Raw genomic sequence first — 17,562 nt, 5'->3', positions numbered from 1 at the left:
ACAAGGGATCCCGGCCGTGGGCGCTACTGGGATCGAACCAGTGACCTCTGCCGTGTGAAGGCAGCGCTCTCCCGCTGAGCTAAGCGCCCGTGCCGAGGCATACTACCTACCATGCACCAGGCTCCAACACCGATGTCACGAGCAGAATTCGAATCCGTCGTCGACGCTGCCCTCGACGAGATCCCCGAGGACATTCTCGACCAGATCGAGAATCTGGCCGTCGTCGTGGAGGAACGACCCCCGGGGAACGAAACAGGCCTTCTCGGACTCTACGAAGGTGTCTCCCTGGCCGAGCGCGGCATCGACTACTCGGGATACCTCCCGGACAAGATCACGATCTTCCGCCGGCCCCATCTCGAACTGGGACTTTCAGGTTCAGACCTGCGAGCCGAAATCAGAATGACAGTGCTGCACGAGATCGCGCACCATCTCGGCTTCGACGAGCGTCGCCTCCATGAACTCGGGTGGGATTAGGTCCTGCGCGTACGCGGAACTCCCGCCTTTCGCAGCACATCGGCCGGAACGCCAATCTGCCGCCAGGCCGAATAACTGATCCCTTTTCTCTCCGAGTAACTCTTCGCCACCTCGATGAACCCTGCCTCAAAAACGGCCACATCGGCAGACTCGGATACCGCACTGAGCGCCTGCTCGGCCTCGATACGCTGCTGGATGAGTTCGACCTTCCTCAAAGGGTCCTCTTCGACTGCGATCTTGCCGTCCAAATTGTCGAGCTTACGCTGCAACGATTCGCGCGTAATGGGCCGACCAGGACGGCGGCTTCCGAGTGCCTCGAGATACCCTTTGACCATCCGGCTCTCTCTCCGACCCTGAGCTAACGCCGCCTTGTGCTCCTCCGACATCGCCATTGTCAGTCCTCCTCAGCTTGCCTAACTGCATCCTGCCACATCACGGGGGCGTTGGCGAGACCATCGGTGCACAATGGTGACACCAATACCTCTCCGCAGACTCTGTTCTCAGGACTCCAATCATCCGCACGGCAGGTGCTCTGCCATCCCAAAAGGTGACTCCACGGATGAGATCACGAAGCTCGTATCGCAAATGGTGGGTATTCCCACGGACAAGGCGCTGCAGGCAGTTGAAACAGTCCCTGGTTTTCCCAAAGACAGGCTTCCCGGATCCCTCTTTGAACAACCCGCAAGTTTCCTCGAAGGAAGAGCAGGCGGCATCGCCCATGCTCTCGGTGGACTTGCCAAGGGTCTCGGAGACACGTTCGCTATTTGGCTCGGTTCAAACCGCTCGATAAACAGACCGGCCATACTGTGTTCATGGGATGGATCTACGCCGCCATCGTCCTCTTGGCCATGGCACTCCTGGCAGGAGCGCTCTACGGCATGCACACCCTCGCCGTTTGGGCGGACCGCCGCGGCTGGATCACCTATCGAAGCAAGCGAGGACCTGAGGGAATCACCAAGATCTACGATCCGAGGATCGACTACGCGATCCAAGAGACCCGTACTGGTGAGTTCCGCTCGGTCGACAACGAGTCGGGCCGTCTCGACGACTCCGACACGTCTCCTTTCCAGGATCGGGGCACGCCCGGGATCTGACCTACGCCGGCGAACATGTCCGCAGACCAATCCCGGCTGATCCGCCACCGATACTCCAATTCTCGGACAGCCGTACACCCCCAATGAACTGGGACTTTTCGCTGGTACATGCCGGCCTGCAAAGGTGACCTTGGTTATCGATAGTCCGGAGCATTGCTGTAAACTTCACCTTGAAAACGGACCCAGCCTCAGCTCCTCATTGTTCGCACGGACTTCCCGAGAGTTCATTCTCTCCGCCCGCATGAGCGACTGTTGTGACATCAGACACCGGCCCGATCGGCAAGCCTTTCAGAAAGTGGGATTTCATGAGGCGCGACAGAGAACTCCCCTCAATCGGATTCTTGAGTACCTATCCACCCACACAGTGCGGGTTGGCGACATTCACGGCCGCCTTGCGCGGCGCCATTGCGGACACACGCGGCTCAGACGAAGGGCTCGGCGTCGTGAGCTTGGTGGACGAGCGGCTCGACAAGACCCGACCAGAAGTCGTGTACGAACATCTCAACGGCGACCATACGTCCTTGCGAAGTGCGATCGAAGCACTGAACTCCTTCGACGTGGCGTTTGTCCAACACGAGTATGGGATCTACGCCGGACCCGACGGCAGCGAGGTCCTCGACCTGCTCTCAGGCCTCGAAGCCCCGGCAATCGTCACGCTCCACACCGTGCTCAGCCAACCCAGACCCAACCAACGGTCGATCCTGGAACAGGTCGTTGCCATGACGGAATGGGCGATCGTGATGAGCCATACTGCCAGACGGCGGCTCATCAACGGCTACCGGGTCGACCCGGCAAAGGTGCGAATGATCCCACACGGAGCGACAGTCGATCTGGGTGGCCCGTCCTTGGCGAACGGGACCCGACCTGTGGTACTTACGTGGGGCCTCATAGGGCCGGGCAAGGGTTTGGAGACGGCGATCGATGCCTTCGCGAGCCTTCGAGACCTTCGTCCCCTTCCCCGCTACGTCATTCTCGGCGAGATGCATCCCAAGATCCGCGCCTCCCAGGGCGATGCGTACTTCAAAGGGCTCGCCGCCCAGGTCCATGATCTCGGACTGGATGATGTCGTCCAGTTCGACACCCGGTATCCCGACACCGACACGCTTGCCATCGCAGTCCGTCAAGCCGATCTGGTCGTGCTTCCCTACGAGTCCACCCAGCAGGTCACATCGGGTGTACTGGTGGAAGCTATCGCGGCAGGGAAGCCGGTTGTCGCAACCGCCTTCCCCCACGCCGTCGAACTCCTGGGTACCGGTGCCGGGATCGTCGTTCCACACCACGATCCGACCGCGCTGGCGGCCGCCCTCAGAAGGGTGTTGACCCATCGTTCCTTGGCAGCCCGAATGACCTGGAAGGCACGCCTCATAGGTTCGACCCTCTTCTGGCCCACGATCGCCCGCCAATACGATCGCTTGGCGACCAAGCTGGCCACACGGCACCTGGCGGCCCAGACTCTCACCACAGCCGAACGTCCGCTCGAGATCGTGAATGCCCCGTCATCGACGGTTGGAGTCTCGTTCAGTCACCTCACGTCGGGAGAGCACTCCGTGCGATCGGACTCTGCGCCCGGCCAGAGCCTCGCCGGTCCTCTACCGGCTCCTCGTTTCGATCATCTGCGACGGATGACCGATCGGCTGGGCCTCTGGGAGCACGCTCGCTACACGGTCCCGCGCACCGAGCACGGCTACTGCACCGACGACAACGCCCGGGCACTGATCGTCATCAGTCGCCGGCCGAGCCCGTCACGGGATCTCGTCGAGCTGGCCAAGATCTATCTTGCATTCCTCCAGCACGCTCAACTGCCCGATGGCGGCTTCCACAACCGCCGCAACCCAGACGGATCCTGGGCGGACGAGGTGGGTTCCGGCGACTCCCAGGGACGGGCTCTCTGGGCACTGGGATCTGTGGCCCATCGCGGCCCGGCATCATGGATGCGCGAAGTTGGATTGGCCATGTTCGACAGACAACGAGGTTTCCACTCGCCCTCTCCACGAGCGAACTCGTTCGCCGTACTGGGAGCAACCGAGGTGTTGCTCTCATCACCCGACCATCGCCACGCTCGCCATATTCTGGAGCAATGCGCCGACCGTCTCCTCCTGCCGAATGATACCCGCTGGCCATGGCCGGAAGAACGGCTCGCTTACGACAACGCTCGCCTGCCGGAGGCTCTTATCGCCGCAGGGTCACTGCTCCCCGACGACGGTCTTGTCGATGCCGGCCTCCACCTGCTCGAATGGCTGGTGGCCACGGAAACGCTCGACGGCCACTTCAGTTTCACCCCGGTGGGCGGATGGGCGCCGGATGAGCCTCGGCCGGGCTTTGACCAGCAGCCCCTGGAGGCGGCTGCCATGGCCGATGCGTGCAGCCGGGCGTGGTTCCTGACCGGGGAGAGTCGGTGGAAGGAACGCGTCGAACGGGCGGCTCGCTGGTTCATGGGTGCCAACGACACCGGGGCGGCTCTCTACGACCCGCAAACCGGGGGATGCGGCGATGGCCTGGGTCCGAATCACATCAACCTGAACCAGGGAGCCGAGTCCACGCTGGCCGCCCTGGCCGCGCTTCAACAAGCAGAACTGGTTGGTGGACCAAGGTGCGCCGGTTGCACGATCCGTGACTTGATCGCCCCAGTCGCCTAGGCTCTGGTTCCGCGTTCCAAGGTTCAACACATGACGCGGACCGTCAGAAGCAAGCAAACCAGTACATGAACCCAATTCCCGTCACGCGAACCGCGGTGCACTTCACCCCCGATCCGAGTCGCGTGATCAGCAAGCCATTCATACCGGGTGAGCGCATCTTTCCGGACGGACAATCACGGGCCGCGCTCGTCATCGAGCGGATCCTGGCCATGCCGGAAGCCGAGGTGGTGTCGACTCTCAGGACCACACGAGACCAGTTCGCACACCGACACAGGAACCTGACCGCCACCCTCGAACAGAACTTCGAGATCGTGGCCCACCACATCGACGACCCGGATGACCTCTCCCAGGACCGCCGGCACCTCATCGGCGCCTACTTCACTCACGAGTATTCGATCGAAGCGGCAGGCCTCGACAACCCGTCACTCGTCCCCGCACCCGACCAATCCGGCCTCAAACCCGGAGAACAGCGTTTTGTGATGAGCTTGCGGGCGGTCGGAGAGGGTCATATCTCTTCCATCGAGTTCCGCTCGGGCGTGATCAACTCGCAGACAAACATCACCGTCGATGAGCCCACCCGCTACACGGCCACCGGACACCGCAGCGCCCCGATCTACGACAACCAGATCTTCCGCACAAAGCTCGAGGAGATGGGCACTTTCAACGAGATCGCAAGCCGCGTCCTCGACCCACTCCCCCCACAGTTCACGCTCGAAGAGCTCGAGGCCTCCATTCGGTATCTCGACCAGCAGGGAATTCGCCAGTCGATCTCGGCACTGACGACGCAGACGATCCATTGGCTGGCCGCTTCGAACTACGAGACCACCTTCGCGAAAGAGTCGCAGATCTCGGAACGAGTGCTCTTTCCGACCGGACCGACCGAGAGCCACGGCATGGAAGACGCCCGTTTCGTCCGGTTCACGAACGTCGACGGCTCGGTGCTCTACTACGGGACCTATACGGCGTTCAACGGCTTCCAGATCCTGCCACAGCTCATCGAGACCCCGGATTTTGTCACGTTTCGGATCGCCACCCTCAATGGACCCTGCGCCCAGAACAAGGGCATTGCGCTCTTCCCCCGGATGATCGACGGCCGCTACGCGGCTCTCGCCCGGCACGACAACGAGAACAACTACCTCATGATGTCGGACAGTGTGCGGTTCTGGTTCGAGACCGAGAAGATTCAGGAACCCGAGCGACCGTGGGAACTCATGCAACTCGGCAACTGCGGTTCGCCGCTGGAGACCGAGGCCGGATGGTTGGTACTCACCCATGGTGTGGGACCGCTCCGCCGTTACACGATCGGAGCCATCCTGCTCGATACCCAAGATCCCTACCGGGTCATCGGTCACCTGGACGAGCCGCTGTTAGAACCAAACGAGAACGAACGCGACGGGTACGTTCCCAACGTCGTGTACTCGTGTGGAGGCATAATCCACGGCAACGACCTCGTGCTTCCCTACGGCTTCTCGGACGTCGGAGCCGGCATTATCGCGGTGTCGCTCGACGATCTGCTCACACGGCTCACGGAGAAGTAGTCGCTCAAGTCCTTCGATAGCGACGGTAGAGACGCGGAAGGTGCATACGAGGGAGAGCGAGGAACTCCTTCGGTTCGATATCGATCCACTCGTAGTCGTCAGGAGCGGCAACGGTGTCGATGCCGGCGAACGCCTTCACCACCTTCACGGCCGGCTTGGGTGACCCGTCGGCGCGCCACAGCCCGAACGAACGCTCGTGCACCGCAACGTCGAGAGGCCGATTGGCCCAGATGGCCGGGACGTAGTCCGTGTAGCACCAAAACATGGCACCAGTGCAGCCCGCTTCCTGCAGAGCGGACAGGGCTCGTTTCGCGAAGGTGGCCGCGGTCTCCTCTTCGACGAGTGCGCAGGAGCTCTCACGCCGGGCTCGCTCCCCATCCGGATCGGCCCGACGGTAGGTTGGCAGGCCGAACTCGGAAAAGAGAACGTCGTGGCCTTTTCCCAGCCAGCGGGTCAGATGGGCCAGGAAGGGCAACACGTGCTCATCCGTAGGACCCTCCGCCCACCGAGCGTAGATCGGATACCCGTGCATCGTAAGGATATCGCAGACGTCCACGGCCTCCCCCGGACCGAGCATGCGATCCTCTTCCAGGTCCTCCATGTGTAAGCCGATCGTGACGAGAACCGCCGGATCGACCGCACGGATCGCCGCGGTCATTCGCCGTAGCCAGTCCCGGGCCGACGACCGGCTCGGTGGTATCACGCAGTTCGAGTTCTCGTTGCCGAGGTCCCACGCCAACACGGCATCGTGACCGGCCAGCGCAGCCGCCGCCTCTCCCGCCAACAGCGCCTGTGCCCGACCGATCTCTGGATCGGTGTACCAGTTTCGCAAACCGGCTCCGGTGAGTCTTCCCCCTGACACCACCCGGAACCGGCCGTTGCCTTCGGATCCCCCAAGCGCCCACGCCGGGATCCAGTTCACCCCGCTCATGTGACCGGTGAAGAGCGTGGGCATGACGGCCAGACCCTCTCCTGCGGCCAGGTCCGCCACCGTGATCAGCCGATCCAGCATCCCAACATTCACGCTCTTCGGGACCGGCTGGAAATCCTCCCAGGTCAGGAACACCCGTACCGAGTCGAAGCCGGCGTCGGCAATCCGTGTGAAGTCGGTGCCAACTTCCGCGGCGTCGAAGTCTGTCCACCATCCCATCGCGGTACGAGCCGGCCAGTAGTTGACACCCACCCGAAACGGTTCGCTCCGATCCGACGATTCTGATTCAGCGGACATTGCTTCCTCTTGCCCGTCGCTCCCGGTGGTGCCCCACGACGAGCAGATAGACGGCCAGGTATTCGTCGATCATCCGGTTCACGTCGAAACGATGCTCGACCGACGAGCGCACGTCCATCCGATCCAAGCGAGCCGAGGCGCGCACGGCTGCGACGGCCTCATCGACAGAACTCACCAGGAACCCGCTCTCACCCTCACGAATGAGCTCGGGCATCGACCCTCGCGCGTGGGCGATCACCGGTGTCCCGCAGGCCATCGCCTCGACGACACTGAAACCGAACGGCTCGTCGAAGTCGATGAGGTGCAGGAGCGCCCGGGCACCGCCCAGCACCTTCCCACGCGTCTGGGGACCCACCGGACCGACATACGTGACTCGCACTCCATCCACACGGGGTTTCACGAACCGATCGAAGTAATCCTGATCCTGGATGATCCCGGCGATGACCAGAGGCACGCCGGCTCGTTCGGCCACCTCGATGGCCTCGGCGGTCCCTTTGTCGGGATGAATCCTCCCGAAGAACAACAAATAGTCGCGCCGCCCCGACCCCACTGCAAACGCACCCATGTCGATGCCGTGGTAGATCGTGGCCACGTAGTCGAGCTTCTCATGCCGGTCCGCGTCGCTGATCGCCACGTAGTAACCACGGTCGTTGTACTTCTCGTAGACAGGCACGATCCGCTCAGACGAGAATCCGTGAATGGTGGTGACGACCGGCGTGTCGACCAGACCGCTGTAGGTGAGCGGCAAGAAATCGAAGCTGTTGTGGATCACATCGAACTCTTCGGCCCGCTCGAACACCGCCGAGATGTGCAGACCCTCCCAGACCTTCGGGTCCAACCCTGCATCCTCCGAGTATCCGGTCGGAGCGGTCCCCACCAAGCGCGCTTCGGTCACCGAATCGGCCGTGGCGAACAGAGTGACGTCGACTCCCCGGCCGACCAGCCCCTCGGTGAGCAGGGAAGCGAACTGCTCCCATGGCCCGTAGTGACGCGGGGGCACACGCCAGGAGATCGGGGCAAGCACCGCCACGCGGAGCCGGTTGGATGCGAGGACCGGAGACGACATCAGGCGCCGAGAGTAGCTCCGGCCCTACACCGTTTGCCACAGTCCGCCCAAAGGTCAGGGTTCTTTCTTCGGCAACGTCGTGTCGCGAGGGACAGAACCCGGTCGAGAAGGTTTCATGGACCGGTGATGGCCGGACTTGCCTCTGAACACACGAAGTCCCCTTGGGTCACAAGGGGACTTCGCTCGTGGGCGCTAGAGGATTTGAACCTCTGACCTCTTCCGCGTCAGGGAAGCGCTCTCCCCCTGAGCTAAGCGCCCGTGCCGGCGAGTATACCCCCGCATCTGGGGGGACTCCTCGAGGCGACGACCGGAATCGAACCGGTGTACCGGGTTTTGCAGACCCGTGCCTAAACCACTCGGCCACGTCGCCGTACCTCACAGCCGGAGGCGACTCTCGCCGCCCCAGGAGAGCGGAAGACGGGGCTCGAACCCGCGACCTCAACCTTGGCAAGGTTGCGCTCTACCAGCTGAGCTACTTCCGCGTGGGCCGGTAGTGTAGCGGTTCCCTGGACCCTCACCGACCTGTCGAACCAAAGCCTCCACCGCCTCGTTTTGTCCCGGGCAGCTCATCAACCTCGACCAATTCTCCGACAAAGACCGGCACCACGACGAGCTGTGCGATCCGCTCTCCCCGTTTGATTTCGAGCGGTTCCGAGCCGTGGTTGATCAGAATGACCTTCACCTCACCCCGGTAGCCGGCATCGATCAGACCGGGCCCGTTCACGACGCCGATCCCGTGGCGCGCCGCCAATCCGCTTCGCGGTACCACCAGGCCGGCGGAGCCATCAGGCACGGCGACGGCGATCCCGGTCGGGACGAGTGCCCGCTCCCCCGGTGCCAGCACCAGACCCTCACGTGCGCACAGATCAACCCCCGCATCTCCCGGATGGGCACGACGGGGTGCAGGTAGTTCCCTATCCAGTCTCGTGAAGCTAACCTGCATAACGAGTAAGGGCTTTCAGCGGGCGGAGGCACACAACGGAGTGTCGCGTGCCATACGCCTACTGTACAACGTGTAAGCGCCAGGTCCTCATCCACCCCGGTGGATCCTGTCCCGAAGGTCACCCGGTGGAACGTCGCCGCGGTGGCAAGCACCGAGCCCCCTCCAGCCGACGAAACGCCCGTCCTCGGCAACGCGTCACCGCCCCCACAGCCGCCAGACCTCGCCCCTTGCCGACACCTGTCGAACCCCCGATCGCATACGACTCCACGCTCATCGAGATGTTCGGTTTCTCCGAGTCGCCGCCCTTGCGACCTGCTGCCACCGCCGTGCTTCCCAAACCCGAACCCGAACCCCTGCCAGGGCTCCCCGCACTGAACGAGATGCGACGTCCCACCGACGCTGCCGGGGACACCGGAGCGCTGGTCACGCGACTCTGGGCCGCAACGGAGTCCACCACTCCCCCTGCGGACTGGAAGCCGGAATCGTTCGACTCTCTGGCAGCGTCGGGCCGAACCTTTCGATGGCCCATCGTGATCTCTTCGCTCGTGCTGCTGTTCGCAGGTTTGTCGATCATTCGTTGGGCGAGCAGCATGCCCGAACGTGCCGCGGCCACCGCAACAGCCTCCTACTCGAGTGCCACCGCCGCGTTTGAGAACCAGCTACCTGAGGCTCGACAGACAATCGGCATCGTCACCGACATCGATGCCGACACGGCACAACTGGCCGATGCTGCGGTTTCACTTTCGAAGCTCGACGAGACTGCCCGCCGGCTCTTCGAGGTGGCAGCCGATCCTCTCCCCTCCATGCTGCCACTCATCTCGCGCTCCTCGCTCGAAGCGCTCACCCCGACACGTCGTGCCATGGCGACCGCGTCGGAGATCGGCCTGACCCTGGAACGGCGCCTCGGCGACGCGTTGAGCTACCGGCTCGTGTTCAGGAAGGCGTTCCGGCTTCCCCCACTCGTCACGACCGCGTCACAACAGGAGATCGCGACCCTCGGAGTCGCGTTGGGTCTCGCCGTCACCGACACCCAGGAGGCCGTTCAGCAACTTCCCAAGGAACCCTTCTTCGCCAATCACCTCTTGGCATCCCAGCAGCTCGCACTCCGCCTCGATGACTGGCAAGTCGAGTACCTCGACGCCTTGAGAACAGGTGACGAAGCAACCGCTGGTCAGCTCATCCAGGAGATCCGGCAAAGGATCGCTGCGCTCGATGCGGGTATCGAGGCGCCCCTCTCCACGCTGAACGACTGGGCCGAGACGCAACTCGGTACGTTGCAGATCCAGCTGGACAAGATCTCCGGTCAGCTCGACTGACCACCCCTCAACCTTCGCGGCGTTCCAGTTCGGCCATCTCGCGTTCGAAGTCTCCGGTTCCCTCGAACTCCTTGTAGACGCTCGCGAACCGCAGATACGCCACGTGATCGATCACTGCCAGATGCTCCAAGACCGCCCGTCCGATGTCGTCGGACGACACGACACGGCCTTGTGCTCTCGCATCGTCTCGAATCTGGATGAGCATTCGCTCGAGACGCTTGGCCTCGACCGGCCGGTCGGCGAGGGCACTGTGCAGACCGGCACGCACCTTGTCGATCTCGAACGGCTCGAACCTGCCGTCACGCTTGCGCACGATCAGAGGGATGTCGGCACGCTCATAGGTCGTGAAGCGATTGCCACAGGACACGCACTCTCTGCGCCGCCGAATGGCGGACCCTTCGTCCACGGGTCGACTGTCGATGACCCGCGTGTCTTCGGAGGCACAGAACGGACACTGCATATCTCTGCCAGCGTACCCGAGTCGCCGAACTGCGCCACAACGAAACCGCCCGCACACCGCCGTTCAGCCCGCCGCGGGAACGATCAGTACATCACCCGGATAGATCGTGGTTCTCCCAAGCTGGTTCAGCCGCCGTATCTCGGACACCGTCACGCGCACGTCGCCGCCCTCGGGCGTCACCGTGCCGGCAATGCTCCAGAGCGTCTCCCCGCCGACGATCCGATGCTGTGCGGTCGGAACCCCCTTGTTCTGAGCGCCAACGGCGGAAGCGAGAAGGAGGAAGAACACGACGACCGCTATGAGGAGAACCGCAGCCCTCGGAAGGGTGTTGGTACGTGTCGCCATGTCTACTTCCTCCTCTGTCTCGCTCGGGCGGATCTCCCACCCCCTGTCACGCTACGAGTTGGCAGTGACAGAAAAGCAACCGAACACCTGTTCGGTGCCAAGTATATCGAACATACGTTCGGCGTCAAGGGCGAACGTATGTTTGGATCCGGTGTGCGCGACAGCTAGGGTGGGAACGTACGTTCGAGGAGGAGCACATGGAGGACCTGACCGACAGACAACGGGAGATTCTCGATCTCATCCGCACGACCGTCGCCGATCGCGGATATCCCCCGTCGGTGCGCGAGATCGGCGATGCGCTCGGTCTGCGCTCCCCTTCCACGGTGCACAGCCATCTCTCATCGCTGGTGCGAGCCGGATACCTGCGCCGTGATCCTACGAAACCGCGCGCCATCGAAGTCATCGAGCCGGGCGTCCCGTCTCTGCACCGGTCGAGCACACGCGACGTCCCACTCATCGGCAGAATCGCGGCAGGCGCGCCCATCCTGGCAGAGGAACAGATCGAAGAAGTCCTCACCCTCCCCACCGAGTTCACCGGCCAGGGCCCCGTCTTCCTGCTCACGGTCAGCGGCGATTCGATGAGCGGCGCCGGCATCCTCGATGGCGACTACGTCGTCGTCCGGAGCCAGAACGTAGCCAACAACGGAGAGATCGTCGCCGCACTCGTCGACGGAGAAGAAGCCACCGTCAAGCGGTTTTCCCGCCGTGCCGGGCGAGTCGTGCTCATCCCCGAGAACCCGGCCTATGAAGAGATGGTGTTCACCGAAGGGATCCAGATCCTCGGAAAGGTCGTCGCCGTACTGCGCACCATCCGCTGAACCTGCCCGGAGTGCTCACACTGCGTAACGGCGCACCCTGTCGGCTTCACCGCGCGAGAGCCTCACCTTGAGATGCACACCGTCGGAACGGTATTCCTCCTCCAGAACATCCGCCACACGATGGAGACGCTCGACCTCTGCTCCAAATGGCACGATGACCTCGAGTTCCGAGAACTGTTGGGACACCAGCTCCCAGACACGGTCGGTGAGCTCATCGATCCCCTCACCGCTGACAGAAGATACGACCAGAGAGCCGTCATGACCCGAGAGGAACCGTTTGCGGTGTTGAGGAGTCGCGACATCCGCCTTCGTTCCGATGAGCACCTCGGGGATCTGTGCCGCTCCGATCTCTTCCAGCACCGCTCGGACCGCGTCGATCTGAGCATCCACCTCCTCGCCGGTCACGTCGACCAGATGCAGCAGGAGGTCGGACTCTGCAACCAGCTCCAGCGTCGACGTGAACGCCTCTACGAGCTGGTGGGGCAGCCGCTGGATGAACCCGACCGTGTCGGTGATCAACAGCTCCCTCCCCCCGGGGAGAGTGCACCTGCGAGTCGCCGGATCAAGGGTTGCGAAGAGCTGATCCTCCACGAGTACCGAGGATCCGGTCAGTGCATTCAGCAGGCTCGACTTGCCGGCGTTCGTGTACCCGACCAGCGACACGATGGGGATTCCTTGCTGTCTGCGCTGGTCCCGCTTGACCAGCCTCGTGCGTTCGAGGCCCTCGAGATCCCTTCGCAGTTTCGACACTCTCCTCGCGATCCGCCGTCGATCCGTCTCGAGCTGTGTCTCACCGGGACCGCGCGTCCCGATGCCTCCACCGAGACGCGACAACTCGATGCCCCGCCCTCGCAACCGGGGCAGCAGGTACTGGAGTTGGGCCAGTTCCACCTGGAGCCGTCCCTCGCTGCTATTGGCATGCAAGGCGAATATGTCGAGAATCAGTGCGGTTCGATCCAGCACGCGCACGTCGAGTGCGGCGCTCAGATTCCGCTCCTGCGCCGGGGTGATCTCCCCATCGAAGATCAAGACATCGATGTCTTCCGCATCGACCATCTCGCGTAACTTTGCGAGCCTTCCCGACCCGATGAGCGTCGCCGGGTCCAGGCGCTCTCTGCGCTGTACCACCCGGTCGATGACGGTCGCCCCCGCAGTGTTCGCCAGACGTGCAAGCTCATCCAGGGACGCGTCGATCGGGCCGCTCGTCGTTACCGATACGAGCAGCGCCCGCTCAGTCACGCCACTCCCCCTCGTACACGAACGTTGCGGGACCGGTGATCCATGTCGTATCGGTGTCCAGAACCACCTTCAGGTCGCCGCCCGGGAGGCGCACCGTGGTCTCAGAACCGGTGAGTCCATCCGCCCTCGCCGCCGCGGCGGCAGCCACGGCCCCGGTTCCGCAGGCAAGGGTCTCCCCCACCCCCCGTTCCCATACACGCAGCTCCAACAATCCGGGAGAGCGCACGGTGAGAAACTCGACGTTCACGCCGTTGTCGAACGCCGCTTCGATGCTCGGCCCGAGTGTGGCGACCGCCGCCTCGGATGTATCCGGCACATGTAGGACCGCGTGCGGATTGCCGACCGTGACTTCGCGCACCGTCTCTCCCGATACTTGCCGCTTCTCGTCAGCCACCCGGGTCGTCCCGAGTTCCACGGTGATCGCCTCTTCACCGACCTCTGCCCGTCGAGGGCCCACCGCTGTCTCGACCGTCAACTCCGGACCTTCGACGAGAGCACGATCCACCGCGAATGCCGCGACACACCGCAACCCGTTGCCGCAGAGTTCGGCCGGTGAACCGTCCGCGTTCCAATACTGCATTCGGACCCGGTTCGCATCGATGAGCGAGACGACCAGCACGCCGTCCGCTCCCACTCCCCTACGGCGGTCACAGAACTTCCTGACGTCCTCGGCGGTGACCGACCGTGGCCCTTGGAGAACCACGAAGTCGTTGCCGAGACCCTCCATCTTCGTGAACCTCAACCGAGCACCTCCTCGAACGCCGAACGAACACGCGCATACCGAACGTCCCGATCTTGGTCCCACGGTACCCAGACGATCCTCGGATCGCGGCGGAAATACGTCCGCTGGTGCTTCGCGAGCCGCAGCGTCGCCTTCGTTGCCGCAGCCATCCCCTCCTCGAGCGTCTCCTCTCCGCGAACGACCGGCAGCAGTTCCTTGTAGCCGACGGCCTGCCTGGCGGTTCTCCCGAGCCGTGGGGCAAGGCTCTTCACCTCTTCGAGGAGACCCGCGTCGAGCATCCCGGCAAGCCGTCGACTCACACGACCTGCCAGCGACGGGCCGGGGTCGAGGCCAACGGCGGCGAACTCGAAGGCCGCCTGGTAGGAACGCACCGACTCGGCCTCGTGTGTGCGGGCTCGTTCACTTGGCGTCTCGCCGGTCAGCCGGTGGATCTCCAAGGCTCTGATCACTCTACGCGGATTGTCCAGATCGACGTGGGCCCCTGCCGCAGAGTCGGCTTGTAGCAGCGCCTCGGCCGCTCCACGCTCGTCGAGTGCCTCCAGCTCGGCACGAAGCGCCGCATCAGACGGCGGGAACGTCATCGGGTCCACGACGGCTCGAAAGTGCAGCCCGGATCCTCCGACCGCCACGATGCGCTCGGTTCTCTCCAGGACTCCTCTGGCAGCCTTCTGAAACTCGGCGACGCTGAAATCCACCTCCGGGTCGACGATATCCACCATGTGGTGTCGGACGCGAGCCTGCTGGGCGGCAGTGGCCTTTGCCGTGCCGATATCCATCCCGCGATACACCTGCATCGAGTCGATGGAGAGGATCTGCGCGCCGATCTCTTCTGCGAGGCGCAACGCCACCTCGCTTTTGCCCGAAGCGGTCGGGCCGAGGACGGCAAGGATCAGCGTACGACCCCCACGAGGTGGTGCAGAGCCGCCTCGGTGATCTCCACGTTGAGGAACTCCCCTGCAGGGTATTCACCCGGGATGTGGACCACCCTGTTCCCGGCGGTTCGCGTCGTTGCCATCGCCGGGTTCTTCTTCGAGGGGCCCTCGGTGAGGACCTCGACCACGCGACCCACTTGAGCACAGTTCTTTTCGAGACCGATCCGGCTCTGAAGTTCGATCAGCCGCTGGTAGCGACTGTGCACCACTTCTGCATCCACGAACCGGTCCTCCATCTCTGCTGCGGGAGTTCCCGGGCGAGGCGAGAAGATGAAGGTAAAGGCCTGATCGAACCGTGCTGTCTCCATCACGCTCATCGTGCCATCGAAATCCTGCTCTGTCTCACCGGGAAAACCGACGATCACGTCGGTCGACACCGCAAGCTTCGGGATGTAGGAGCGAGCGAGAGCGAGGCGCTGCAGGAAACGCTCCACGTTGTAGCCGCGGTGCATCGCAGACAGGATGCGATCGCTGCCGCTCTGCAGGGGAAGATGGAGCTGATCGCACACCGCGTCGGTCTGCGCCATCGCGGCCGCAACGTCTTCTCGAAAGTCCGCAGGGTGTGGGCTCGTGAACCGAATGCGACGAATCCCTTCTATCTCGCCGACTCGCCGAAGCAGCTCGGCAAAGATCGGCCTGCGCTTTCCATCGAGCGCGAGGTCACGGCCATAGGTGTTGACGTTCTGACCGAGGAGCGTCACCTCCACGACCCCGTCGGCCGTCAGCTCCTCGATCTCCGCCACGATGTCTCCCGGACGGCGGCTGATCTCGTGACCGCGCACCGACGGAACGATGCAGAACGTACAGGTGTTGTTGCATCCGATTTGAATGGTCACCCACGCGGAGTGCGCGTGCCGGCGCCGCACGGGCAGCAGCGAAGGCATGGTCTCGAGCTCATCGACGACCTCGGTCACTCCCCCGCTCACGGCGGCGACATCCATGAGATCGAGGACACGATCGAGATTGTGGGTCCCGAGCACGACATCCACCCACGGTGCACGCTCCCGAACGAGATCCCGGTCCTTCTGCGCTGCGCATCCGCCGACGATGAGCGTCGCCTCCGGGTGCTCGTCTTTGAACTGTTTCAGATGACCCAGGTTTCCGTAGAGGCGGTTGTCTGCGTTCTCACGAATCGTGCACGTGTTGACGAAGATCACGTCGGCGTCATCGATGTCGGACGCCCGTTCCATGCCGTCGACCTCGAAGAGGCCCGCGACACGCTCACTGTCGTGCTCGTTCATCTGGCAACCGAACGTCTTGATCACGTAGCGTTTTCCTGCACGCTTCGGTGCACGATCGGCGACAACAGGCATCCCGACGGCCGTCTCACTCATCGCGCGTAGTCACTCACGCGCAGCTCCCGAATTACCGTGACCTGAATCTGGCCGGGATACTGCAGATCCTCTTCGAGCCGCTTGGCGATACGACGGGCGAGATCGGATGCGCCCAGGTCGTCCACCTTGCCGGGGTCCACGACGACCCTCACCTCTCGTCCCGCCTGCATCGCAAAGACCTTCTCGACGCCGCTGAAATCGTAGGCGAGCTCCTCGAGCTTCTCGAGACGCCGCACATACGACTCCAAGGCTTCGCGACGCGCCCCCGGACGGGCAGCAGAGACGGCGTCGGCGGCCTGGACGACGACTGCAAGCACGGTTCTCGGTTCCACCTCGTTGTGGTGCGCCTCGATGCCGTGGACGACCGCAGGGTCCTCGCCGAACCTGCGTGCGATCTCGGCCCCGATCAGTGCATGAGAGCCGTCCACTTCGTGCGTAACGGCCTTACCGAGATCGTGCAACAGCGCTGCGCGTTTCACCGCTACGGGGTCGATGCCGAGTTCGGAGGCGAGCATCCCCGCCAGGTGCGCACATTCGACCAGATGCTTGAGCACGTTCTGACCATACGACGTCCGGTACTTCAACCGACCCAGCAATGTGACGAGTTCCGGGTGGACGCGCGAGACACCGACCTCCACGAGTGCCCATTCGCCGGCATCGCGAACCGACTCTTCCACTTCCGCACTGGCCTTTTCGAACATCTCTTCGATCGAAGCCGGATGAATCCTTCCGTCCTGCACGAGACGCTCCAACGCCAGACGTGCCACCTCTCGACGTACCGGGTCGAACGAGGAAACGGACACGGCCTCCGGCGTGTCGTCGACGATCAAGTTCACACCGGTGATCGCCTCGAAGGCGCGAATGTTGCGACCCTCACGACCGATGATGCGTCCCTTCATCTCGTCGCTGGGAAGCTCGACCACCGAGACGGTCGATTCAGTGACCACCTCTGAGGACAGACGCTGGATCGCAGTCGCCAAGATTCGACGAGCGCGGCGGTCGGCCTCTTCCCGAGCCCGAATCTCCATGTCGCGCACCAGCACCATGGCTTCCCGTCTGGCTTCATCCTCAACCTGATGAAGCAGATCGGCCTTCGCCGCGTTGGCATCGAATCCCGCGAGTCTCTCGAGCTCGCTCCTCGCCTGCTCACGGAGCTTGCCCGTCTCGGCTTGCAGGGCCGCCGTCTCGTTCTCGCGGCGGATCAGGATCTGCTCACGTTGGGCGAGATTGGCCGCTCGTTGCTCGAGCGTCTGCTCCCGCTGTGACAGGCGCTCCTCGGATGACTTGAGCTCGATGCGCCGATGTTCGAGTGCGGCATCCTCACGCTCACGGTACGCATCAGCCTTTGCGCGCGCCTCGTCCTCGCCTCGCGACAGCATCTCCTGAGCCTCGATGCG

General features: G+C 63.3%; 17 protein-coding genes and 4 tRNA genes. 6 read left to right on the top strand and 15 right to left on the bottom strand.

Features of this window, described 5'->3' with window-relative positions:
• Nucleotides 1-17: 17 nt before the first annotated feature.
• A tRNA-Val gene (locus tag GWP04_08860) sits at nt 18-89 on the bottom strand.
• A gap of 43 nt (nt 90-132) precedes the next feature.
• Between GWP04_08860 and GWP04_08855 the strand changes: the two genes are divergently transcribed.
• Nucleotides 133-474: a hypothetical protein gene (locus tag GWP04_08855; GenBank protein NIA25664.1), complete on the top strand. Its 342-nt coding sequence runs from the start codon at nt 133-135 to the stop codon at nt 472-474.
• On the opposite strand, the gene GWP04_08850 is transcribed toward GWP04_08855, so the two are convergent.
• Complete coding sequence (locus GWP04_08850) at nt 471-866, bottom strand: hypothetical protein (GenBank protein NIA25663.1); 396 nt, start codon at nt 864-866, stop codon at nt 471-473. The genes GWP04_08855 and GWP04_08850 overlap by 4 nt on opposite strands.
• 420 nt (nt 867-1,286) lie before the next feature.
• Here GWP04_08850 and GWP04_08845 point away from each other — a divergent pair, with 420 nt between their 5' ends.
• The 3 genes from GWP04_08845 to GWP04_08835 all read left to right on the top strand — a co-directional run bounded on the left by GWP04_08845 (nt 1,287) and on the right by GWP04_08835 (nt 5,742).
• A complete protein-coding gene (locus GWP04_08845; protein NIA25662.1) occupies nt 1,287-1,568 on the top strand; it encodes a hypothetical protein in 282 nt (93 codons plus the stop codon).
• A gap of 305 nt (nt 1,569-1,873) precedes the next feature.
• A complete protein-coding gene (locus tag GWP04_08840; GenBank protein NIA25661.1) occupies nt 1,874-4,204 on the top strand; it encodes a glycosyltransferase in 2,331 nt (776 codons plus the stop codon).
• A 74-nt stretch (nt 4,205-4,278) separates the two neighbouring features.
• Nucleotides 4,279-5,742 carry a glycosidase gene (locus tag GWP04_08835; protein NIA25660.1) on the top strand — a complete coding sequence of 488 codons (1,464 nt, stop codon included), beginning with the start codon at nt 4,279-4,281 and terminating at the stop codon, nt 5,740-5,742.
• 4 nt (nt 5,743-5,746) lie between these two features.
• On the opposite strand, the gene GWP04_08830 is transcribed toward GWP04_08835, so the two are convergent.
• The 6 genes from GWP04_08830 to GWP04_08805 all read right to left on the bottom strand — a co-directional run bounded on the left by GWP04_08830 (nt 5,747) and on the right by GWP04_08805 (nt 8,979).
• Entirely contained in the window at nt 5,747-6,970 is a 1,224-nt protein-coding gene (locus GWP04_08830) for a cellulase family glycosylhydrolase (GenBank protein ID NIA25659.1), read from the bottom strand.
• A complete protein-coding gene (locus GWP04_08825; protein NIA25658.1) occupies nt 6,960-8,036 on the bottom strand; it encodes a glycosyltransferase in 1,077 nt (358 codons plus the stop codon). Before GWP04_08825 ends, GWP04_08830 begins: the two co-directional genes overlap by 11 nt.
• Before the next feature lie 186 nt (nt 8,037-8,222).
• Nucleotides 8,223-8,294: transfer RNA gene (locus tag GWP04_08820), tRNA-Val, on the bottom strand.
• 40 nt (nt 8,295-8,334) lie between these two features.
• A tRNA-Cys gene (locus tag GWP04_08815) sits at nt 8,335-8,406 on the bottom strand.
• Between the two features lie 39 nt (nt 8,407-8,445).
• Nucleotides 8,446-8,518: transfer RNA gene (locus tag GWP04_08810), tRNA-Gly, on the bottom strand.
• A 32-nt stretch (nt 8,519-8,550) separates the two neighbouring features.
• Nucleotides 8,551-8,979, bottom strand: coding sequence for a dUTP diphosphatase (locus GWP04_08805; GenBank protein ID NIA25657.1), 429 nt, complete (start codon nt 8,977-8,979; stop codon nt 8,551-8,553).
• A gap of 227 nt (nt 8,980-9,206) precedes the next feature.
• On the opposite strand from GWP04_08805, the gene GWP04_08800 reads away from it, so the two are divergent.
• The gene (locus GWP04_08800; protein NIA25656.1) at nt 9,207-10,295 is read left to right on the top strand and encodes a hypothetical protein; all 1,089 of its coding nucleotides are present in this window, start codon (nt 9,207-9,209) and stop codon (nt 10,293-10,295) included.
• A 7-nt stretch (nt 10,296-10,302) separates the two neighbouring features.
• Here the strand turns inward: GWP04_08800 and nrdR are convergent, their stop codons facing one another.
• Together nrdR and GWP04_08790 are read right to left on the bottom strand one after the other, a co-directional pair.
• A complete protein-coding gene (gene nrdR, locus GWP04_08795) occupies nt 10,303-10,755 on the bottom strand; it encodes a transcriptional repressor NrdR (protein NIA25655.1) in 453 nt (150 codons plus the stop codon).
• Nucleotides 10,756-10,818: 63 nt separating this feature from the next.
• On the bottom strand, nt 10,819-11,100 hold the full coding sequence (locus GWP04_08790; protein NIA25654.1) for a LysM peptidoglycan-binding domain-containing protein: 282 nt from the start codon (nt 11,098-11,100) through the stop codon (nt 10,819-10,821).
• A 197-nt stretch (nt 11,101-11,297) separates the two neighbouring features.
• Here GWP04_08790 and lexA point away from each other — a divergent pair, with 197 nt between their 5' ends.
• Complete coding sequence (lexA, locus tag GWP04_08785; protein NIA25653.1) at nt 11,298-11,918, top strand: transcriptional repressor LexA; 621 nt, start codon at nt 11,298-11,300, stop codon at nt 11,916-11,918.
• Nucleotides 11,919-11,933: 15 nt separating this feature from the next.
• On the opposite strand, the gene hflX is transcribed toward lexA, so the two are convergent.
• The 5 genes from hflX to rny all read right to left on the bottom strand — a co-directional run.
• On the bottom strand, nt 11,934-13,157 hold the full coding sequence (gene hflX / locus GWP04_08780; GenBank protein NIA25652.1) for a GTPase HflX: 1,224 nt from the start codon (nt 13,155-13,157) through the stop codon (nt 11,934-11,936).
• Nucleotides 13,150-13,899, bottom strand: a complete 750-nt coding sequence (gene dapF, locus GWP04_08775) for a diaminopimelate epimerase (protein ID NIA25651.1) — start codon at nt 13,897-13,899, stop codon at nt 13,150-13,152. Before dapF ends, hflX begins: the two co-directional genes overlap by 8 nt.
• Nucleotides 13,896-14,747, bottom strand: coding sequence for a tRNA (adenosine(37)-N6)-dimethylallyltransferase MiaA (gene miaA, locus GWP04_08770; protein NIA25650.1), 852 nt, complete (start codon nt 14,745-14,747; stop codon nt 13,896-13,898). The genes dapF and miaA overlap by 4 nt, the downstream gene beginning before the upstream one ends.
• A gap of 41 nt (nt 14,748-14,788) precedes the next feature.
• On the bottom strand, nt 14,789-16,165 hold the full coding sequence (gene miaB / locus GWP04_08765; GenBank protein NIA25649.1) for a tRNA (N6-isopentenyl adenosine(37)-C2)-methylthiotransferase MiaB: 1,377 nt from the start codon (nt 16,163-16,165) through the stop codon (nt 14,789-14,791).
• Nucleotides 16,162-17,562: ribonuclease Y (gene rny, locus GWP04_08760; protein ID NIA25648.1), on the bottom strand; the 1,401-nt coding region annotated here is incomplete at its 5' end. The genes rny and miaB, both read right to left, overlap by 4 nt.

The sequence above is a fragment of the Gammaproteobacteria bacterium genome, assembly GCA_011682695.1.
Classification (GTDB): Bacteria; Actinomycetota; Acidimicrobiia; order Spongiisociales; family UBA4744; genus BMS3Bbin01.
Note: the sequence above shows the minus strand (reverse complement) of the source record. Positions and strands in the feature narration are given on the sequence as shown.